This window comes from Serratia sp. CMO1, from assembly GCF_015689115.1.
Taxonomy (GTDB): domain Bacteria; phylum Pseudomonadota; class Gammaproteobacteria; order Enterobacterales; family Enterobacteriaceae; genus Serratia; species Serratia marcescens.
On sequence record NZ_CP065032.1, the window covers coordinates 1,869,884 to 1,889,006 of the forward strand.

The 19,123-nt window shown below is 61.4% G+C and carries 19 protein-coding genes; 13 read left to right on the forward strand and 6 right to left on the reverse strand.

All coding sequences use genetic code 11. The annotated features are described in order from the left end of the window. Nucleotides 1-15: 15 nt before the first annotated feature. Both IT763_RS08870 and ptsG read left to right on the forward strand, forming a co-directional pair. Nucleotides 16-792 carry a metal-dependent hydrolase gene (locus IT763_RS08870; protein WP_016928186.1) on the forward strand — a complete coding sequence of 259 codons (777 nt, stop codon included), beginning with the start codon at nucleotides 16-18 and terminating at the stop codon, nucleotides 790-792. Nucleotides 793-1,134: 342 nt separating this feature from the next. Further along, nucleotides 1,135-2,568, forward strand: a complete 1,434-nt coding sequence (gene ptsG, locus IT763_RS08875) for a PTS glucose transporter subunit IIBC (protein ID WP_016928184.1) — start codon at nucleotides 1,135-1,137, stop codon at nucleotides 2,566-2,568. A gap of 56 nt (nucleotides 2,569-2,624) precedes the next feature. On the opposite strand, the gene IT763_RS08880 is transcribed toward ptsG, so the two are convergent. Both IT763_RS08880 and mntR read right to left on the reverse strand, forming a co-directional pair. Continuing rightward, entirely contained in the window at nucleotides 2,625-2,990 is a 366-nt protein-coding gene (locus IT763_RS08880; protein WP_079449376.1) for a DUF4180 domain-containing protein, read from the reverse strand. Between the two features lie 14 nt (nucleotides 2,991-3,004). Beyond that, nucleotides 3,005-3,475, reverse strand: coding sequence for a manganese-binding transcriptional regulator MntR (gene mntR / locus IT763_RS08885; RefSeq protein WP_016928182.1), 471 nt, complete (start codon nucleotides 3,473-3,475; stop codon nucleotides 3,005-3,007). 230 nt (nucleotides 3,476-3,705) lie between these two features. On the opposite strand from mntR, the gene IT763_RS08890 reads away from it, so the two are divergent. After that, entirely contained in the window at nucleotides 3,706-5,010 is a 1,305-nt protein-coding gene (locus IT763_RS08890) for an Nramp family divalent metal transporter (RefSeq protein WP_206195352.1), read from the forward strand. A gap of 37 nt (nucleotides 5,011-5,047) precedes the next feature. On the opposite strand, the gene IT763_RS08895 is transcribed toward IT763_RS08890, so the two are convergent. Continuing rightward, nucleotides 5,048-5,797: an SDR family oxidoreductase gene (locus IT763_RS08895; RefSeq protein WP_082996847.1), complete on the reverse strand. Its 750-nt coding sequence runs from the start codon at nucleotides 5,795-5,797 to the stop codon at nucleotides 5,048-5,050. 99 nt (nucleotides 5,798-5,896) lie between these two features. On the opposite strand from IT763_RS08895, the gene IT763_RS08900 reads away from it, so the two are divergent. After that, the gene (locus tag IT763_RS08900) at nucleotides 5,897-6,274 is read left to right on the forward strand and encodes a helix-turn-helix domain-containing protein (protein WP_075205923.1); all 378 of its coding nucleotides are present in this window, start codon (nucleotides 5,897-5,899) and stop codon (nucleotides 6,272-6,274) included. Here the strand turns inward: IT763_RS08900 and IT763_RS08905 are convergent. Continuing rightward, nucleotides 6,271-7,176: an ABC transporter substrate-binding protein gene (locus IT763_RS08905; protein WP_016928176.1), complete on the reverse strand. Its 906-nt coding sequence runs from the start codon at nucleotides 7,174-7,176 to the stop codon at nucleotides 6,271-6,273. The genes IT763_RS08900 and IT763_RS08905 overlap by 4 nt on opposite strands. A gap of 221 nt (nucleotides 7,177-7,397) precedes the next feature. Here IT763_RS08905 and hinT point away from each other — a divergent pair, with 221 nt between their 5' ends. From hinT to IT763_RS08950, 9 genes are all read left to right on the forward strand, one after another. Continuing rightward, nucleotides 7,398-7,748 carry a purine nucleoside phosphoramidase gene (gene hinT, locus IT763_RS08910; protein WP_004928776.1) on the forward strand — a complete coding sequence of 117 codons (351 nt, stop codon included), beginning with the start codon at nucleotides 7,398-7,400 and terminating at the stop codon, nucleotides 7,746-7,748. An 11-nt stretch (nucleotides 7,749-7,759) separates the two neighbouring features. After that, entirely contained in the window at nucleotides 7,760-8,149 is a 390-nt protein-coding gene (locus tag IT763_RS08915) for a YcfL family protein (RefSeq protein WP_049300616.1), read from the forward strand. A gap of 26 nt (nucleotides 8,150-8,175) precedes the next feature. Next, nucleotides 8,176-8,766 (forward strand): penicillin-binding protein activator LpoB, encoded by a 591-nt coding sequence (gene lpoB, locus IT763_RS08920; protein ID WP_004928784.1) that lies wholly within the window; start codon nucleotides 8,176-8,178, stop codon nucleotides 8,764-8,766. After that, nucleotides 8,747-9,613: a thiamine kinase gene (gene thiK, locus IT763_RS08925; RefSeq protein WP_028128025.1), complete on the forward strand. Its 867-nt coding sequence runs from the start codon at nucleotides 8,747-8,749 to the stop codon at nucleotides 9,611-9,613. The genes lpoB and thiK overlap by 20 nt, the downstream gene beginning before the upstream one ends. Nucleotides 9,614-9,650: 37 nt before the next feature. Next, nucleotides 9,651-10,670 (forward strand): beta-N-acetylhexosaminidase, encoded by a 1,020-nt coding sequence (gene nagZ / locus IT763_RS08930; RefSeq protein WP_016928173.1) that lies wholly within the window; start codon nucleotides 9,651-9,653, stop codon nucleotides 10,668-10,670. Between the two features lie 79 nt (nucleotides 10,671-10,749). Beyond that, nucleotides 10,750-11,292, forward strand: a complete 543-nt coding sequence (ycfP, locus tag IT763_RS08935; RefSeq protein WP_016928172.1) for an alpha/beta hydrolase YcfP — start codon at nucleotides 10,750-10,752, stop codon at nucleotides 11,290-11,292. 332 nt (nucleotides 11,293-11,624) lie between these two features. Next, nucleotides 11,625-12,929, forward strand: coding sequence for an NAD(P)/FAD-dependent oxidoreductase (locus IT763_RS08940; protein ID WP_004928794.1), 1,305 nt, complete (start codon nucleotides 11,625-11,627; stop codon nucleotides 12,927-12,929). 355 nt (nucleotides 12,930-13,284) lie between these two features. Beyond that, a complete protein-coding gene (locus IT763_RS08945; RefSeq protein WP_176063372.1) occupies nucleotides 13,285-13,821 on the forward strand; it encodes a glycine zipper 2TM domain-containing protein in 537 nt (178 codons plus the stop codon). A 264-nt stretch (nucleotides 13,822-14,085) separates the two neighbouring features. Continuing rightward, complete coding sequence (locus IT763_RS08950; RefSeq protein ID WP_151254400.1) at nucleotides 14,086-14,565, forward strand: Rrf2 family transcriptional regulator; 480 nt, start codon at nucleotides 14,086-14,088, stop codon at nucleotides 14,563-14,565. Nucleotides 14,566-14,630: 65 nt separating this feature from the next. Here IT763_RS08950 and sdeB read toward each other — a convergent pair whose 3' ends face one another. Next, entirely contained in the window at nucleotides 14,631-17,774 is a 3,144-nt protein-coding gene (sdeB, locus tag IT763_RS08955; protein ID WP_206195353.1) for a multidrug efflux RND transporter permease subunit SdeB, read from the reverse strand. A 24-nt stretch (nucleotides 17,775-17,798) separates the two neighbouring features. Continuing rightward, nucleotides 17,799-18,986, reverse strand: a complete 1,188-nt coding sequence (sdeA, locus tag IT763_RS08960; protein WP_016928167.1) for a multidrug efflux RND transporter periplasmic adaptor subunit SdeA — start codon at nucleotides 18,984-18,986, stop codon at nucleotides 17,799-17,801. Nucleotides 18,987-19,123: the final 137 nt, after the last annotated feature.

Sequence of the window (19,123 nt, forward strand, 5' to 3'; positions counted from 1 at the left end):
AAAGAGTTAAACATTATGTTGTTAGTCGATTCTCATTGCCACCTTGACAGTCTGGATTATCAGACGCTGCACCAGAATGTGGACGACGCGCTGGCCAAGGCCAAAGCGCGCGACGTCGGCTATGTGCTGGCGGTCGCCACCACGTTGCCGGGTTACCGTTCTATGACCGAACTGATCGGCGAGCGCAACGACGTGGCCTTCTCGTGCGGGGTGCATCCGCTCAATCTGGAAGAGGGTTATGATTACGCCGAACTGCGTCGCCTGGCGGCGGCGGAGCAGGTGGTGGCGCTGGGAGAGACCGGGCTCGATTACTTCTACCAGAAAGACAACCTTGAGCTGCAGCAGGACTCTTTCCGCGAACATATCCGCATTGGCCGGGATCTGAACAAGCCGGTGATCGTCCACACCCGCGATGCGCGCGCGGACACGCTGGCGATCCTGCGTGAAGAGAATGCACAGGACTGCGGCGGCGTGCTGCACTGCTTCACCGAAGATCTGGCCACGGCCGAAGCCCTGTTGGATCTGGGCTTCTACATCTCTTTCTCCGGTATCGTCACCTTCCGCAATGCCGAACAGCTGCGCGAAGTGGCGCGTTATGTGCCGCTGGATCGCATTTTGGTGGAAACCGACTCGCCGTACCTGGCGCCGGTGCCGCATCGCGGCAAAGAAAACCAACCCGCCTATGTGCGTGATGTGGCTGAATACATGGCGGTATTGAAGGGCGTTAGCCTGGAACAACTGGCCGAAGCCACCACCGCCAACTTTTCACGCTTATTTCACCTCGAACTGTGATCTTTGACCTAGGCTATAGCTGTAGGTCATTGTCTGCGTAATTTTTTTTAATCTCGTAATTAATCACTGAAACGGGTAAGGTTCCCTCCCGTTTCAAGGTGGTTGGCGCGCGTTTTTTGCTCTGTTTTGCCAAAAAAACGCCGATTTTTGCAAAGTTGCGCGGCTCGATCATCGAAACGTGATTGTCATCAAACATTGCGCAGGCTATTTATTTTACTCTGCGTAATAAATTCAAGGGGTGCTCAGACACCCTGAATTGCAGGGGTTTTTCTCCCCCCCTTGCAGCGCGAATCATCGCGACAAGAAGTAGCAAAGCATTATTACTCAGGAGCACACTCAACTATGTTCAAGAACGCATTTGCAAACCTGCAAAAAGTAGGTAAATCGCTCATGCTGCCGGTGTCCGTGTTGCCTATCGCAGGTATCCTGCTGGGCGTCGGCTCCGCCAACTTTAGCTGGCTACCTGCGGTAGTCTCCCACGTGATGGCGGAAGCGGGCGGTTCGGTCTTCGCCAATATGCCGCTGATTTTCGCCATCGGCGTCGCCTTGGGCTTCACCAACAACGACGGCGTTTCCGCGCTGGCGGCGGTGGTGGCCTACGGCATCATGGTGAAAACCATGGCGGTGGTTGCGCCGCTGGTGCTGCACCTGCCGGCTGAAGAAATTGCGGCCAAACACCTGGCGGATACCGGCGTGCTCGGGGGGATTATCTCCGGCGCCATCGCGGCCTATATGTTCAACCGCTTCTTCCGCATTCAACTGCCGGAATACTTGGGCTTCTTTGCCGGTAAGCGTTTCGTGCCGATCATTTCCGGTCTGGCGGCGATCGTTCTGGGCGTAGTGCTGTCCTTCATCTGGCCGCCGATCGGTACGGCTATCCAGACCTTCTCGCAGTGGGCGGCTTATCAGAACCCGGTCGTGGCCTTCGGCATTTACGGCGTGGTTGAGCGTGCTCTGGTGCCGTTCGGTCTGCACCACATCTGGAACGTGCCGTTCCAAATGCAAATCGGTGAATTCACCAACGCGGCGGGCCAGGTGTTCCACGGCGACATCCCTCGCTACATGGCGGGTGACCCAACCGCGGGCAAACTGTCCGGCGGCTTCCTGTTCAAAATGTATGGTCTGCCTGCTGCGGCCATCGCCATCTGGCACTCGGCCAAGCCGGAAAACCGCGCGAAAGTCGGCGGTATCATGATCTCCGCCGCGCTGACCTCGTTCCTGACCGGTATCACCGAGCCGATCGAGTTCTCCTTCATGTTCGTCGCGCCGATCCTGTACGTGATCCACGCTATCCTGGCCGGTCTGGCGTTCCCAATCTGCATCCTGTTGGGCATGCGTGACGGCACCAGCTTCTCGCACGGCCTGATCGACTTTATCGTACTGAGCGGCAACAGCAGCAAAATCTGGCTGTTCCCAATCGTCGGCATCGTCTACGGTCTGGTGTACTACACCATCTTCCGCGTGCTGATCGCCAAGCTGGATCTGAAAACCCCTGGCCGTGAAGACACCGCTGCCGAGCAGACTGCGCAGGGCGGTTCCGAAATGTCCGCGGCGCTGGTTCAGGCCTTCGGCGGTAAAGAAAACATCACTAACCTGGATGCTTGCATCACCCGTCTGCGCGTCAGCGTGGCCGACGTGTCCAAAGTCGACCAGGCGGGCCTGAAGAAACTGGGCGCAGCCGGCGTAGTCGTCGCTGGCTCCGGCGTGCAGGCCATCTTCGGCACCAAGTCCGACAACCTGAAAACCGATATGGACGAATACATCCGTAATCATTGATTCAGGCAGGGGAGTTATCAAGGGAGGCGCAAGCCTCCCTTTTTTATTGCCTGTCGTCAGGCGCCAAGGCGCTGTTCGAGTTCGGCGAGAGAAGGAAGGAACCAGACCTGTTCGCCGCGATTGGCTTCGCGAACGAAATCTTGCAGCGCGTTGCTTTGCGCTAACCAAGGGGTGATATCGCCCAGCAGCGTCACGCGCAGGTGGTAGTTGATGAATTTCTGCAATACGGCGCCGGCAATGCCGCTTTTGAGCTGGAAAAAGGTGGCGTCGAGGCGGTTGATGGGGAGGGCAATCATCCCGGCCTCGTGTTCAAAGGCGGGCGCGATAAACAGGCTGACGTCGTTTTCGTCTTTCAACATCGGCCCGGCTTCGGCGAAAACCACCAGGCACAGATCGTAGACTTGCTGCACGGCGTAGCTCATCGGCGCTCCGGGAGTCAGGGTTTGGCATGTTTTTGCAGGTAATGCTCGAACACCGCCAGCGTTTCGTCTGAGATATGGTGTTCAATCCCTTCGCTGTCCAGCTCGGCGGTTTCGCTCGGCACCCCGAGGCACATCAGCAGATCGACCACGATGCGGTGACGGCGGCGCACCTTCTGCGCCAGCTGCTCGCCTTCCTCGGTTAAAAACACCCCGCGATAAGGGCGCGACTCCACCAGCCCGGCGCTTTTGAGCCGCGCGATATTTTTGATCGCCGTCGGGTGAGAGACGCCGAAGCGGCGCGCGATATCGGTGGTTCTGGCTTCGCGGGTGCTTTGCAGCAAATCGGCGATCAGCTCAACGTAATCTTCGATCAGCGCATTGGACTGCGCTTCGCGGGCGCGGCTAAAACGCAGGGCGTGCTCGGCCTCGTCCGGCATGTCGGTCTGGGCGTGGCGGTCGGCGTTATCTGGCGCGCGGGTAACCATAGCGTAGGGCGTCCTGTAAGCATAAAAATGGCGTCTCCCGGCAATGCGGGGAGGGTTGCCCTAAGTTAGTCCAAATAGCACACATTATCAATTCGATGCCACGCATTGTGGTAGTTAGAAATATCTCTACACAAAGCCCATTAATTTCGCCTGTTGCATAAAGTGTAGCCGATGCTACATTGTCAGCATGATCGGTGGAAAAATAACCAGCAAAAGATTAAGGGTACTTCATGCGAGACGCGGCTACTCCCTCATCGTTAACCGAACGGACCAACATCGCGATTGGCGCCGCCCTTGCCGGACGCAAGCGCGGTGCCTTCACGCCGTTGCTGTTCGCCGGCCCGGCGGTGATTGCCTCTATCGCCTATATGGATCCCGGTAATTTCGCCACCAACATTCAGGCCGGGGCGAAGTACGGTTACAGCCTGCTATGGGTGGTGGTGATGGCCAACCTGATCGCCATGCTGTTCCAGGCGCTGTCGGCCAAACTGGGCATCGTCACCAACCGCAATCTGGCGGAGATGTGCCGCGACCAGTTCTCACGGCCGGTGGTGATCGGCATGTGGCTGCTCAGCGAAGTGGCGGCGATGGCCACCGATTTGGCGGAGTTTCTCGGCGGGGCGATTGCGCTGGCGCTGCTGTTCCATATGCCGCTACTGGCGGGGATGGGGGTGACGGCGGTGATCACCTATGCGCTGTTGATGGTGGAAAAGAAAGGTTTCCGCCCGGTCGAGCTGATGATCGGCGGCCTGGTGGGCATCATCGCGCTGTGTTATCTGGTGGAGATGTTCATCGTGCCGGTGAACTGGCAGTCGGCCGGCATCGGCATGGTGACGCCGCAGTTGCCGGATGCCCAGGCGCTGACCATCGCCGTCGGCATTATCGGCGCCACCGTGATGCCGCACGCCATTTTCCTGCACTCGGGATTGACCCAGCACCGCAGCCCCGCCAGCGACAACGGCGAGCGGCGCAAGCTGCTGCGTTTTTCCAATATTGAAGTGGTGATCGCGCTGGCGCTTGCCGGGCTGGTGAATATTGCGATGGTGATCATGGCCTCGAGCGCCTTCCACGCCGGTAACAGCGACGTGGCCGAAATCGGCACCGCCTACCATACGCTGACGCCGCTGTTCGGCGCGGCGGCGGCCGGCATCTTCCTGGCTTCGCTGATCGCCTCCGGCATTTCCAGCTCGGTGGTGGGCACCATGGCCGGGCAGATGATCATGCAGGGCTTCGTCGGCTTCCGCATCCCGGTGTGGGTGCGCCGCCTGGTGACCATGGTGCCGGCGTTTATCGTGGTGGCGATGGGCGTCAACGCCACCGATGCGCTGGTCTATAGCCAGGTGGTGCTGAGCCTGGCGCTGCCGGCGCCGATGATCGCGCTGGTGATGTTCACCCGCCGCCGCGACATCATGGGCGAGTTCGCCAACGGCCGCTGGACCAGTCTGGCGGCGGTGGTCGGCACGGTGGTGATCGTGCTGCTCAACGTGGTGTTGCTGCTGCAGACTTTCGGCGTCGATATCCCTGGACTGGGGTGATCTTGCGGGCCGCGCGGGGCGCGGCCGCGTCGCTAAATTATAAATTCCCCACGCCGCCGTCCATTTGCAGCTCCGCGCCGACCATAAATGCCGACTCGTCCGCAGCCAGAAACACCGCCGCTTTGGCCAGTTCCAGCGCGCTGCCCATGCGGCCGATCGGCACCAGCGCGCGGATATCGTCGCGCAATGCCTGCTCATCCGCTTCCGCCAGCCCCAGCTTACCCAGCGCCGGGGTTTCGGTCGGGCCGGGGCTGAGGCCGTTGACGCGAATGCCGCGCGCGTGCAGCTCGCCGGAGAGCGTTCTGGCCAAAGATAACAAACCGGCTTTGCTGGCGGCGTAGGCGCTGCTCTGCGGCAGGCCGATATGGGCGCTGACCGAACCGCACAGGATCACCGAAGAAGGGTTGGCCAGCAGCGGCAGCAGCGCCTGGATCAGAAAGAACGGTCCCTTGAGGTTGATGTCCATCAGCCGCTGATAGCTTTGCTCATCCCACTCCTGCAGCGGGCGGTGCGTGACGTCGCCGGCGTTGATGTACAGCACGTCCAGCCGCGGCCACCGCTGCTCCAACTGCTGGGCCAGCGCGCGCTGCTGTGGGATATCGCCGGCGTCGCTCAGCAGCAACAGCGCCTTGTCCGCCAATGCCTGGCCCGCCGCGTCCAGGGCGCGTTGGCTGCGGCCGGTGATCGCAACCAAAGCGCCCTCGGCGATGAACTGGCGGGCGGTTTCCAACCCGATGCCGCTGGTGCCGCCGGTGATCAATGCGTATTTGCCTTGCAGTCGTGACATAACCGATTCCTCTTTAGCGTCAGTTTCGGCATTATTTGCGCTATAGTTACTTTTGCATAGTAGGCACCTTTTGGATACTAATGGACGAGGTGGGATGAAATGACGACGCAAGCGCCCTTAGCGGCGGAAAATAATTTGGCGGCGTTGCCGACGGCGGGTGAACCTTGCCCGATGGTGGACTTCGTCAATCTGGTGTCGGGCAAATGGGCGATACCGATCTTGTACCGGCTGATCATGATCGATGGCCCGGTACGATTCAGCGAGCTGCAGCGGGCGGTGGCGCCCATTGCGCAAAAAGAGCTGACGCGCCAGCTGCGGCTGTTCGAACAGCGCGGTCTGGTGACGCGGCAGGTGTTTCCCGAAGTGCCGCCGCGAGTGGAGTATCAGGTCACCGCGCTGGGCAAATCGCTGCGGCCAACGTTGGACTCGCTGGCCGAGTGGATGCGTCGGCATGCGCCGCAGCTGATCGGCAGCTAGTCGCCGATGCCCGGCGGATTGATGGCGGAGCGCTCGACCTTTTCGTCGCCTTCGCCCCAGCGTTCCAGCACCTGCGCGTATTCACCGCTGACGATGACGCCGTTGATGGCGGCGTTGACGGCGTTCACCAACCCGTTGCCTTTTTTGGTGGTGACCGCGACATAGGCCACGTTGGGGCCGATGCCGACCATTTTGGTTTTGCCGGTCAGCGCCGCCTTGTAGGCGCCGGTAGAGTGGGGGCCGAAGAACGCATCGGCGCGCCCGGACTGAATGCTGAGGTTGGTGGCGGCGTCGTCGGTCACGTAGATCGGCTGCACCGGCGGCAGCCCGGCGGCGCGATTCTGCTTATCCCATCCCAGCAGAATGTTTTCCTGATTGGTGCCGGATCCGACGATGATCCGCAGACCGGCGACGTCCTGCGGCCGGTTGATCGCGGTGATGTTGCTGGTGGATTTGACGTAAAAGCCCAGCGTGTCCACTCGGTAAGTGGCGAAGTCGAATTTGGTTTTACGCTGTTTGGTGACGGCGATGTTGAAGATCGCCGCATCGTATTTGCCCGCGCTGATGCCAAGCGGCCAATCTTCCCAGGAGGTGGGCACCAGATTCAGCTCCAGCCCGAGGCTGTCGGCCACCAGGCGGGCGATGTCCGGATCGCTGCCGATCAGCGTTTTATTGTCTTCGGCGAACAGCGCCAGCGGCGGGGAGTTCTCGAATGCCACCGCCACCGTCAGCTTGCCGGGCACCGCGAAGTGAAAGTTCGCCGGAATCAGCGCGATAGCGGCGGGGTTCTTCTCTGCGCGTATCGGCTGTCGATTAGCCTGCAGATCGATACCGCCCGACGGGGCCGCCTGCACGGCGGCGCTCAGCAACAGCGCGCACAGCGCCGGAATCCTCGGTAACATAACGCCCTCTATCCTTTGTTAATCATGGGGTTACTATTGGCGGCGGTGCGGGGCAAGTAAAGCAACAATAGTGAATAACCAAAGTGAAAAGATGCACAAGCGGGGGGCTGGGCTGCGCGAATCTGCAGCACTCGACGTGGAAAGTGCGCAATCAGGTTGAAAGCAGTAGAATTTGTCACTCATACTGCGTACAGCTAATTGTGTAAAACAAGGAACGCCAGATGGCCGAAGAAACGATTTTCAGTAAAATTATCCGCCGCGAAATCCCTGCTGATGTGGTTTACCAGGATGAACTGGTGACCGCTTTCCGTGACATCTCCCCCCAGGCGCCCACACATGTGCTGATCGTTCCCAACGTGCTGATCCCAACCGTCAACGACGTGACCGTGGAGCACGAAGCCGCGCTGGGCCGCATGATCACCGCCGCGGCGAAAATCGCCGAACAGGAAGGCATCGCCGAGGACGGCTACCGCCTGATCGTCAACTGCAATCGCCACGCCGGTCAGGAGGTCTATCATATTCATATGCACCTGGTCGGTGGCCGCTCGCTGGGGCCGCTGTTGTCACGTTAAGCGAGGAAATCATGCGCGGTAAAAAAACTCTGCGTGGTCTGATGGCGTTGGCGCTGCCCGCCGCGTTGTTGATGGGATGCAGCTCACCGCCCGGCATCGCGGTCAACCAAGGGCAGACGGTGGTGATGGATCCTTCGGTGCTGACCGCCGGCATTCTGGCCGATACGCCCTCGATTTCGAACGCTTCCGGGCGGGTGATGGCAACCTCGGTGCTCAATAACAGTCAGCCGACGCCGGTGACCGTACATTACCGTTTCTATTGGTACGACGAGCAGGGACTGGATATTCGCCCCTTCGAGAAACCGCGCGAGATCGTGGTGGCGCCCAACTCGGACGCCAAAATCTACTCGATTAACGGCAATCTGGACGCTAAAAGCGCGCGTCTGTATCTGTACCTGTAAGCGCTTGCCAGGTTTGGAGAAAAAGCATGAAAAAGTACGTCTTAGTGGCGCTGGCCGCATTCACCCTGAGCGGCTGTCTGTCGCGCCCGCCTGAGCCGGAACAGCCGCTGCCGCCGGTCACCGTCGAGCCGGATCAGCCGACGCCGCCGGTCGAGCAGCCGCAGCCGCCAACTACCGAGCCGGTGCCGCAGCCGCCGAAAATCCAGCAGCTCGACTGGCTGGGCAGCGTTCAGCCGCTGGTGGGGCAGATGTTGAAGGCCGATGGCGTCACGGCCGGCAGCGTGCTGCTGCTGGACAGCGTCAAGAACAACACCAACGGTTCGCTGCAGATGGGCAAAGCCACCGCGGCGCTGTATAAGGCGCTGGCGTCGAACTCCACCTTCAGCGTGGTGCCGGAAGCGAAGCTGACCAGCGCCAGACAAACGCTGGGCCTGTCGGCGGATGACAGCTTCGGCTCGCGCAGCAAGGCGATTGGCCTGGCGCGCATCGTCGGCGCGCAGTACGTGCTGTACAGCGATGTCAGCGGCGACGTGAAGTCGCCGGCGCTGGATATGCAGCTGATGCTGGTGCAAACCGGCGAGATCGTCTGGTCGGGCAATGGCGCCGTTAAACGCTGAGGCCGCGCTGCGACGATTGATGGAAACCAGACTGCCGGCGGTGAATACCGCCGGTTGTCATTTCAGCCCGGTGCAGGGGCTGACCGGCGAGAGCTGGCGTATCGACGGCGCGGGCATTACGCTGCTGGCGCGGCAACACAGCGCGGAGAAACGCGCGCTGGGCGTGAGCAGGCGGCGGGAAGCGCAGGTCTTGCGTCGCTGCGCGCCGGGGCTGGGGCCACGGGTTTTCGCGCAGAATAATCAGTGGCTTATCCTCGAATGGCTTGAAGGTGACGTCGTCACAATTGCCGAGTTTGACGCGCTGAATCAGCGCGGCGAGCTGGCGGCGATGGTGGCGACGCTGCATCGGCGGCCGCTCAGCGGTTACCGGCTGGATCTGCGGCGGCAGTTCCTCCGCTACTGGCAGCAGCTGGATACGCGGCGTTTAACCCCCGCCTGGCTGCGCCTGCAGCGTCATTTTTTACGCAGCGCCTTGCCACGGCCGCTGCGTCTGGCGCCGCTGCACATGGATATCCATCCGGGCAATCTGCTCGCCACCGGCGAAGGGCTGCGGCTGATCGACTGGGAGTATGCCGCCGACGGTGATGTGGCGCTGGATATCGCCGCGCTGTTTCGCAGCAACGGCTGGTCGGCCGAACAGCAGCAGCGCTTTTTGCAGCACTACGCGCGTCAGGATTATCACGACATCGCCCGGCTGCAGGCACAGGTGCGCCGTTGGCTGCCGTGGGTGGATTATCTGATGCTGCTGTGGTTTGAAGTGCGCTGGCAGCAGAGCGGCGACGTTGAATTTTTGCGCTGGGGCGCTGCGCTGCGCCGGCGATTCTGTTTATCACCATCCGAATTCTGAACGAACACAATGAAGTGAGGTGCCCGTGGGCCCAGTAATGCTAGATGTCGCCGGCTACGAGCTGGATGCAGAAGAACGCGAAATATTGAAACACCCGCTGGTTGGCGGATTGATCTTGTTTACCCGCAACTTCCACGATGCGGAGCAGCTGCGTGAGCTGGTGCGCCAGATCCGCGCCGAATCGCACGATCGGCTGGTGGTGGCGGTAGATCAGGAAGGCGGGCGCGTGCAGCGCTTCCGCGAGGGCTTCACCCGTCTGCCTGCGGCGCAGTCGTTTGCCGCGTTGCACGATGCGCAGGAAGGCGGCCGTCTGGCGCAGGAGGCAGGCTGGCTGATGGCGGCGGAAATGATCGCGCAGGATATCGACATCAGCTTTGCGCCGGTGCTGGACATCGGCCACGGCAGCGCGGCGATCGGCGAGCGTTCGTTCCACAGCGATCCGCCGCAGGCGTTGGCGATGGCGGAACGCTTCATCCTCGGCATGCACAGCGCCGGCATGAAAACCACCGGCAAACACTTCCCGGGGCACGGCGCCGTCAGCGCCGATTCGCACAAGGAAACCCCGCGCGATCCGCGGCCGCTGGCGCAGATCCGCGAGCACGACATGGCGATCTTCCGCGAGCTGATCAACCGCCAGCTGTTGGACGCCGTCATGCCGGCCCACGTCATCTATACTGAAGCGGACCCGCGTCCGGCCAGTGGCTCGCCGTACTGGCTGCAGCAGATCCTGCGTCAGGAGCTGGGCTTCGACGGCGTGATTTTCTCCGACGATCTGTCGATGGAAGGCGCCGCCATCATGGGCAGCTATGCCGAACGCGGCCAGGCGGCGCTGGATGCCGGTTGCGACATGATCCTGGTGTGCAACCACCGCGAAGGCGCGGTCAGCGTGTTGGATAACCTGTCCCCGGTCAAAGCAGAGAAGGTGAAGCGGTTATATCATCGCGGTCAGTTCACCCGTCAGGAACTGCGCGACTCCGAGCGCTGGCAGCAGGCGCACAAGGCGCTCAGCGCGCTGAGCGAGCGCTGGGAGGAGCACAAGCAGCGTTCGCAAGGGTGAATCCAGGCGCCGCACCGCGGCGCAGAGCGGAAATGATGAGGGCCGCGCCCGCGGCCCTTGGCTTGTTGCGAGGATCCACATGATTATCTATTTGCACGGCTTCGATTCCACCAGTCCCGGCAATCATGAAAAGGTGTTACAGCTGCAGTTTATCGATCCGGACGTGCGCTTTATCAGCTACAGCACGCAGCATCCGCGTCACGACATGCAGCATCTGTTGAAAGAGGTGGACAAGGCGGTGCAGCAGGGCGGCGACGCGCACCCGTTGATCTGCGGGGTCGGCCTCGGCGGCTTCTGGGCGGAGCGCATCGGTTTCCTGTGCGGCATTCGCCAGGCGATGTTCAATCCCAACCTGTACCCGGAAGAGCACATGCACGGCAAGATAGACCGGCCGGAAGAGTATCGCGATATCGCCACCAAGTGCGTGGAGGATTTCCGCGAGAAAAACCGCGATCGCTGTCTGGTGGTGCTGTCGCGCCACGACGAGGTGCTGGATAACCGGCGCAGCGCCGAATTGCTGCATCACTACTACGAAATCGTCTGGGATGAACAGCAGACGCACAAGTTCAAAAACATCTCGCCGCATCTGCAGCGGCTCAAGGCGTTCAAGGCGCTGGGTTAACAGTTTCATAACGCTGCCGCGAGCCGCGCGCCCCGTTTTTCACCGGCGGAAAGTGCGGCTTTTTTGTGCGTCAAAGCAAGATTCTCTGTGGCAATCGGCAAAATTTAAAACTGTGACTCAGCGCTAACTATTTGAATCACAATCCCCAAAAAATCCCCGCGTCCAGCCTTTAACCAAAAAAATTTGATGTACGTCAATTTTGGTATGACCAAATAACCTCACATGCTATTCTGGCTGCAGAGAGCCGATTTATTTTACGCGAACCCTATGTATTCTAAGGATATTATTTATTTACCCTGGGATAACAAATGGTTCACATTTAGGGGGTTATTTTGACAACGCCAAAGAAGAAAATCGTTATTGTTGGCGGCGGCGCCGGTGGTCTGGAGCTGGCGACCAGCCTGGGCCATAAACTTGGCCGCAAGAACAAAGCCGAGATCACGCTGGTGGATCGCAACCACAGCCATTTGTGGAAACCGCTGTTGCACGAAGTGGCGACCGGTTCCCTCGATGACGGCGTGGATGCGCTCAGCTACCTGGCGCACGCGCGCAATCACCATTTCAGCTTCCAACTGGGGTCGTTGACCAACATCAACCGCGAGACGCAAACGCTGCAGCTGGCGCAGATCTGCGACGAGCAGGGCGGCGAGCTGGTGCCGGCGCGCGAATTGCCGTACGACATCCTGGTGATGGCGCTGGGCAGCACCTCGAACGATTTCGGTACGCCGGGCGTGAAAGAGCACTGCATCTTCCTGGATAACCCCCATCAGGCACGCCGTTTCCACAACGAAATGCTCAACCTGTTCCTGAAGTTCTCGGCGCAGCCGGGGCAAAAAGAGCGGGTCAACATCGCTATCGTCGGCGGCGGCGCCACCGGCGTTGAACTGTCCGCCGAACTGCACAACGCGGTGAAGCAGTTGCACAGCTACGGTTTCGAAGGCCTGGACAACAGCGCGCTCAACGTGACGCTGGTGGAAGCCGGCGAGCGCATCCTGCCGGCGCTGCCGCCGCGCATTTCCGCCGCCGCGCACCAGGAGCTGATCAAACTGGGCGTGCGCGTGCTGACCAACACCATGGTGACCAGCGCGGACGCCAAGGGGCTGAACACCAAGGGCGGCGAATTTATCGACGCCGATCTGATGGTGTGGGCGGCCGGCATCAAGGCGCCGGACTTTATGAAGGACATCGGCGGCCTGGAAACCAACCGCATCAACCAGCTGGTGGTAGAGCCGACGCTGCAGACCACGCGCGATCCGAACATCTTCGCCATCGGCGACTGCGCCTCTTGCCCGAAAGAGGGCGGCGGTTTCGTGCCGCCGCGCGCGCAGTCGGCGCACCAGATGGCCTCACGCTGCGCCACCAATATTCTGGCGCTGATGAACGGCCAGACGCTGAAGCCATACGTGTATAAAGACCACGGCTCGCTGGTGTCGCTGTCGCGCTTCAGCACCGTCGGCAGCCTGATGGGCAACCTGATGCGCGGCTCGATGATGGTGGAAGGGCGCATCGCGCGCTTCGTTTACATCTCGCTGTACCGCATGCACCAGGTGGCGCTGCATGGCTACATCAAAACCGGCCTGATGATGCTGGTGGGCGGCATCAACCGGGTGATCCGTCCGCGTCTGAAGATGCACTGATCTCGCCTTTGTCGACCAACCCGCGCCGGTTCGCCCGCGCGGGTTTTTTTATGGCGGCGCGAGGCGATCGGCGGCGGTTGTTTGATTCTTCTGCACAAGCCGTCGTTGGCATGGGTAAAATTCTTAAGATTCCTCCTAAACAACGGGAAAACGGCCGTTTTCCCGCATTTTTGGTCCCCTTGTCTTATTGCGGGCCTCCAGATCATTGTGCAGACTTTACCTCGTTTACAGACGGCGCGTCGCGCACGCCGTAAACCGGGATACCGCAAGCCGCCCATGCGCAAAATAATAAGCGCGGTGCAGCCGGTAACAGACCCCGGAAAAAATGCGTGGTAACACTTTCAGGAGGTTTCCTGTGAACAAGTCAATGTTAGCCGGTGTTGGAATTGGTGTCGCTGCCGCTCTGGGGATTGCCGCGGTAGCCAGTCTGGACGTCTTTTCTGCCGGTCCGCAATATGCGCAGGTGCTCGCCGCAACGCCGATTAAAGAAACCATCAAAACGCCGCGTCAGGAATGCCGCAACGTCACCGTGACGCACCGCGCACCGGTGCAGGATGAAAACCGCATCGCCGGTTCTGTGCTGGGCGCAGTGGCGGGCGGCGTGATCGGCCACCAGTTCGGCGGCGGTCGCGGGCGCGACGTGGCGACGGTGGTAGGTGCACTGGGCGGCGGCTACGCCGGCAACCAGGTGCAAGGGGCGATGCAGAACAACGACGTCACCACCAGCGTTCAGCAGCGTTGCAAAACGGTCTACGACAAGTCTCAGAAAATGCTGGGCTATGACGTGACCTACAAGATCGGCAATCAGCAGGGCAAGATCCGCATGGATCACGATCCGGGCACGCAAATCCCGTTGGATAAAAACGGCCAGCTGGTGTTGAACAGAGCCTGATCGCCACATTCGAATTAAACCCGCGGGCAGTGTTAGTTCTGATCGTTTAACCCGGTTAAGCGAGCGGCGTTAACATTGACGCGGGTTTCTGTTTTCTGCCTGCCCAAAAGTTTGCGATCGTTCTAATGTCTGCGTGCGATATCGCTGGGCGAAACTTCAAAAAAGCCCCTGCGTTTGTTATATTATTGTGCAATTAAGCGGTGTGTTCGGCGCCAATCGCCACACCGGCCAAACCCGAGTATTTCGTCTCGCAGAGATAACGACATGTTAGATTTTCGCTTTCCGACAGCGTTGCAAATGGTCCTTAGCGTCGCCGTAGCTGAGAAGCAGGGCATGCGTTCGACGAGCGCCACCCTCGCCGCCACTCTGGAAGCTAACCCGAGCTTTATCCGCAAACTGATGGTGCCGCTGACCAAAGACGGCATCATCGTTTCCACCCTGGGCCGAAACGGCTCTATCCACCTCGGCCGCCCGGCGGAAGAGATTACCCTGCGGGATATCTACCTGGCGGTGATCGACGACAAGCGCATCTGGGCCTCCCGCCCTGAAGTGCCGGCCCGCTGCCTGGTGAGCGCCAACGCCTGCTGGTATTTCAAATCGGTGGTGAACGAGGCCGAGCAGGCTTCGCTCGCGGTGCTGGCGCGCCACACCGTGGCCGACTCGTTGGCCGAGCTGGAGCGGGGCGACAAACGCGCCTGCGCGGAGTACGCCGCCGAGCAAGAGGCTGAAACCGCCGATAAATAATCGCGGTTCGCATGCATAAAAAAAGGTCGGGCAATGCCCGACCTTTTTGCATGTTAAGACGATGATTACGCCATCTGCGGCTGCGCTTTGCGCGCCACCAGGCGCCGCAGGGTGACGTAGAACACCGGCGTCAGGAACAGCCCGAACAGGGTGACCCCCAGCATGCCGGAGAACACCGTGATGCCGGTGACGCCACGCACCTCGGCGCCGGCGCCGTGGCCGAGGATCAGCGGGATGGTGCCGGCGATGAAGGCGATGGAGGTCATCACGATCGGCCGCAACCGCAGGCGACAGGCCTCGAGCGCCGCCTCGACGATGCCTTTGCCCTGCATTTCCAGCTCGCGGGCGAACTCGACGATCAGAATGGCGTTCTTGCAGGCCAGCCCCATCAGAACGACCAGCCCGACCTGCACGAACACGTTGTTGTCGCCGCCGGTCAGCCACACGCCGAACAGCGCCGACAGCATGGTCATCGGCACGATCAGGATCACCGCCAGCGGCAGCGTCCAGCTTTCATACAGCGCCGCCAGCGCGAGGAACGCCAGCAGCACTGCCACCGGGAAGACCACCAGCGCGGCGTTGCCCTGGGTCGATTGCTGATAGCTCAGATCGGTCCACTGGATGTTCATGCCGTTCGGCAACAGCTTATCGGCCATCTGCGTCAGCGCACCCATCGCCTGGGTAGAGGAGAGCACGCGCGGATCGGCGTCGCCGATCAGATCCGCCGCCGGGAAGCCGTTATAACGGATCACCGGATCCGGGCCGTAAGTGGTGCCGATGCTGACCATGCTGCCGATCGGCACCATTTCGCCCTTGTCGTTGCGGGTACGCAGGTTGGCGATGTCTTCCACGCTGTCGCGGAACTGGCCGTCGGCCTGCGCCATCACCTTCCAGGTGCGGCCATAGCGGTTGAAGTCGTTGATGTAAGACGAACCGAGGTAGGTCTGCAGCGTGCTGAACAGCGCATTGAGCGGCACCCCCTGCGCCTTGGCCTTGTCGCGATCGATTTTGGCGTCCAGCTGCGGCACGTTGGCCTGATAGGAGGAGATCGGGAACCCCATGCCCGGTGTTTGCATTATGGCGCCGGACATCGTGTTGATCGCGGTCTGCAGCGCGCCGTAACCCAGCCCGCCGCGATCCTGCACGTACAGCGAATAGCCGGAACCCTGGCCGATGCCGAGGATCGGCGGCGGCATGATGGAGAAGGCGAAACCTTCCTGGATCTGCGAAATGCGCGCGTTAATCTCGGCGTTGATCTGCGCCGCGGTGCGGGTACGGGTGCTCAGCGACTCCAGTGCGAAGAACACCGTGCCGGTATTCGGCGTATTGGTGAACTGCAGCGCGTTCAGGCCGGGGAAGGCTACCGCATCGGTGACGCCGTCCACGCTCAGGCCGATGGCGCTCATCTTGCGGATCACCGCATCGGTGCGTTCCAGCGAGGCGCCTTCCGGCATTTTCACGCCGCCGATCAGGTACAGCTTGTCCTGCGTCGGGATAAAGCCGCCGGGCACGGTCTTGAACATCACCCCGGCGGCGGCCAGCAGCAGCAGATAGACGACGAACACCGCGCCGCGCCGGCTCAGCACGCGGGAGACGCCGCGCTGGTAGCGTTGCGAACCGCTGGCGAAGAAGCGGTTGAACGGCCGGAACAGCCAACCGAACAGCCTGTCGATCAGGCGCGACGGCAGATCTTTCGGCGCGCCGTGCGGTTTGAGCAAGCGCGCCGCCAGCGCCGGCGACAAGGTCAGCGAGTTGATGGCGGAGATCACCGTCGAGATGGCGATGGTGACGGCGAATTGCTTGTAGAACTGGCCGGTGACGCCGGAGAGGAACGCCATCGGCACGAACACCGCGCACAGCACCACGGCGATGGCGATGATCGGGCCGGAGACCTCGCGCATCGCCTGGTGCGCCGCCGCCAGCGGCGACAGCCCCTCTTCGATGTTGCGCTCAACGTTCTCCACCACCACGATGGCGTCATCCACCACGATGCCGATCGCCAGCACCAGCCCGAACAGGCTGAGGGTGTTGAGCGAGAAGCCCAGCAGATACAGCGCGGCGAAGGTGCCGACCACGGAGATCGGCACCGCCAACAGCGGAATGATCGAGGCGCGCCAGGTCTGCAGGAACAGAATGACCACCAGCACCACCAGGATCACCGCTTCCAGCAGGGTATCCACCACCGCGCGGATCGAATCGCGCACGAAAACCGTCGGATCGTACGGAGATTTCCAGCTCATGCCATCCGGGAAGCGGATCGCCAGCTCGGCCATCTTGCCGCGCACCGCGTCCGACAGCTCGATGGCGTTGGCGCCCGGCGACTGGAAGATGCCGATGCCGACCGCATCCTTGTTATTGAGCTGGGCGCGCAGCGCGTAGCTGCCGGAACCCATCTCGATGCGCGCCACGTCGCGCAGCCGCACGATCTCGCCGTTATCGCCGCTCTTGAGAATGATGTTGCCGAACTCTTCTTCGGTTTGCAGGCGGCCCTGGGCGTTGATCGACAGCAGATAGTCGCTGCGCGTCGGCATCGGCTCCGCGCCGAGCTGGCCGGCGGAGACCTGCACGTTCTGCTCCTGCATGGCGCTCACCACGTCGGAGGCGGTCAGCCCGCGCGCGGCGACCTTGTTCGGATCGAGCCAGATGCGCATTGCGTATTCACCGGCGCCGAAGATCTGCACCTGGCCGACGCCCGGCAGGCGAGCCAGTTCATCCTTGACCTTCAGGGTGGCGTAGTTGCGCAGGTACAGCGAGTCGTACTTGCCGGAAGGCGACACCAGATGCACCACCAGCGTCAGCGCCGGAGACTGTTTCTGGGTAGTGATGCCCTGGCGGCGCACGTCTTCCGGCAGGCGCGCTTCGGCCTGTGCCACGCGGTTTTGCACCTGCACCTGCGCCTGATCGGGATCGGTGCCGGGGCGGAAGGTGACGGTGGTCACCAGCACGCCGTCGGAACCGGCAACCGATTTCATGTACATCATGTTTTCGACGCCGTTGATCGCTTCTTCCAGCGGCGTGGCCACCGTTTCAGCGATCTCTTTCGGGTTGGCACCCGGGTATTCTGCGCGCACCTGCACGCTGGGCGGCACCACGTCCGGGTACTCGCTGATCGGCAGCAGCGGAATGGCGATCGCCCCGGCGACAAAAATCAGTATCGACAGCACCGCGGCGAAGATCGGCCGGTCGATGAAAAAACGGGAAAAGTCCATGGGTCAGAGTTCTCTGCTGGGAGCTTAGTTAAGTGCGGAGGCGGTGGTGGTCATGGCGACGCTTTTCGCGTCGACCGGCATGCCCGGCATAAACACTTTCTGCATGCCGTCGACGATCACCCGATCGCCGTTCACCAGGCCTTTTTGCACAATGCGCAATCCTTCGGCCATCCGGCCCACGTCGATGTCGCGGCGCTGCGCCTTGCCGTCTTTATCGACGATGTAAACGAACTTGCGGTTCTGATCGGTCATCACCGCTTTGTCGTCGATCAGCATGGCGTTGAACTCGGCGCTGCCGGGCATCTGTACCCGTGCGAACAGCCCCGGCGTGAAGCGGCGATCGCGGTTGTCGAGCAGGGCGCGCATGCGGATGGTGCCGGTCCCGGCGTTCAGTTGGTTATCAGTGAAGTCCACCAGCCCTTGATGCGGAGTGCCGTCTTCGCCCACCAGGCCGACTTTCACCGGCAGGCGGGCATCGTGCCGGCCTTGCTGCTGATAACGCAGGAAGGTGGCTTCATCCACGTCGAAATAGACGTAGACCTTGTCGAGCGACACCAGCGTCGTCAGCACGCTGGCGCTGTCGCCGGCGGTGACCAGGTTGCCGGCGGTGATCATCGCGCGGCTGGCGCGCCCGTCGATCGGGGCGGTGACGCGGGTAAAGTCGAGATTAAGCTGCGCCATATCGAGCTGGGCCTGCGCCGCCAGCACGTTGCTTTGCGCCTGCGCGGCGGACGAACGGCGCTGTTCCCACACTTCTTGCGAGATGGCCTGAGTGCCGATCAGCTTCTCGGTGCGCGAGGATTCGCTGCGCGCCAGAGCGGCCTGGTTGCGCGCCCGCACCAGCTCTGCCTGCGCCTGTTCACGCGCGGCGCGGTAGGTGCGATCGTCAATGGTGAACAGCACCTGGCCTTTTTTCACCTCGTCGCCTTCGGTGTAGTTGACCCGCTCGATGTAACCAGAGACCCGTGGGCGCAGTTGCACGCTCTGCACCGCCTCGACCCGGCCATTGAACGCATCCCACTGGCTGATCGGCTTGACCACCACGCTGGCGGCGCTGACCACCGGCGGTGGCGGCGGGGCATTGTGCGCGACGCTGTTGTCGCATCCGGCGAGCAGGGCGGCCAACAGCGCCACCCCGGAGAGCCGCTGGCCCAGAGCGACGGCGCGCGTGCGGCCGCCGGCGTTGAACGATGAGTTTGGTTGATTTGGCATTATTTTTATTCCGATAAGTAAGCGCTGTCTGGCCCCATACCCAACCCTGTTTCTCGGGCTTTTCCCTTCATGCCGGCGTTCGGCGGAAGGGGCGCCGCGCTTTGTCATGGCGCAACGTTAGGTTTTGAAACATATTG

Excerpts from the sequence above, each read along its gene's own strand:
- IT763_RS08870 (WP_016928186.1), top strand. The coding sequence starts at position 16 with ATGTTGTTAGTCGATTCTCATTGCCACCTTGACAGTCTGGATTATCAG.
- ptsG (WP_016928184.1), top strand. The coding sequence starts at position 1,135 with ATGTTCAAGAACGCATTTGCAAACCTGCAAAAAGTAGGTAAATCGCTC.
- IT763_RS08880 (WP_079449376.1), bottom strand. The coding sequence starts at position 2,990 with ATGAGCTACGCCGTGCAGCAAGTCTACGATCTGTGCCTGGTGGTTTTC.
- mntR (WP_016928182.1), bottom strand. The coding sequence starts at position 3,475 with ATGGTTACCCGCGCGCCAGATAACGCCGACCGCCACGCCCAGACCGAC.
- IT763_RS08890 (WP_206195352.1), top strand. The coding sequence starts at position 3,706 with ATGCGAGACGCGGCTACTCCCTCATCGTTAACCGAACGGACCAACATC.
- IT763_RS08895 (WP_082996847.1), bottom strand. The coding sequence starts at position 5,797 with ATGTCACGACTGCAAGGCAAATACGCATTGATCACCGGCGGCACCAGC.
- IT763_RS08900 (WP_075205923.1), top strand. The coding sequence starts at position 5,897 with ATGACGACGCAAGCGCCCTTAGCGGCGGAAAATAATTTGGCGGCGTTG.
- IT763_RS08905 (WP_016928176.1), bottom strand. The coding sequence starts at position 7,176 with ATGTTACCGAGGATTCCGGCGCTGTGCGCGCTGTTGCTGAGCGCCGCC.
- hinT (WP_004928776.1), top strand. The coding sequence starts at position 7,398 with ATGGCCGAAGAAACGATTTTCAGTAAAATTATCCGCCGCGAAATCCCT.
- IT763_RS08915 (WP_049300616.1), top strand. The coding sequence starts at position 7,760 with ATGCGCGGTAAAAAAACTCTGCGTGGTCTGATGGCGTTGGCGCTGCCC.
- lpoB (WP_004928784.1), top strand. The coding sequence starts at position 8,176 with ATGAAAAAGTACGTCTTAGTGGCGCTGGCCGCATTCACCCTGAGCGGC.
- thiK (WP_028128025.1), top strand. The coding sequence starts at position 8,747 with ATGGCGCCGTTAAACGCTGAGGCCGCGCTGCGACGATTGATGGAAACC.
- nagZ (WP_016928173.1), top strand. The coding sequence starts at position 9,651 with ATGCTAGATGTCGCCGGCTACGAGCTGGATGCAGAAGAACGCGAAATA.
- ycfP (WP_016928172.1), top strand. The coding sequence starts at position 10,750 with ATGATTATCTATTTGCACGGCTTCGATTCCACCAGTCCCGGCAATCAT.
- IT763_RS08950 (WP_151254400.1), top strand. The coding sequence starts at position 14,086 with ATGTTAGATTTTCGCTTTCCGACAGCGTTGCAAATGGTCCTTAGCGTC.
- sdeB (WP_206195353.1), bottom strand. The coding sequence starts at position 17,774 with ATGGACTTTTCCCGTTTTTTCATCGACCGGCCGATCTTCGCCGCGGTG.
- sdeA (WP_016928167.1), bottom strand. The coding sequence starts at position 18,986 with ATGCCAAATCAACCAAACTCATCGTTCAACGCCGGCGGCCGCACGCGC.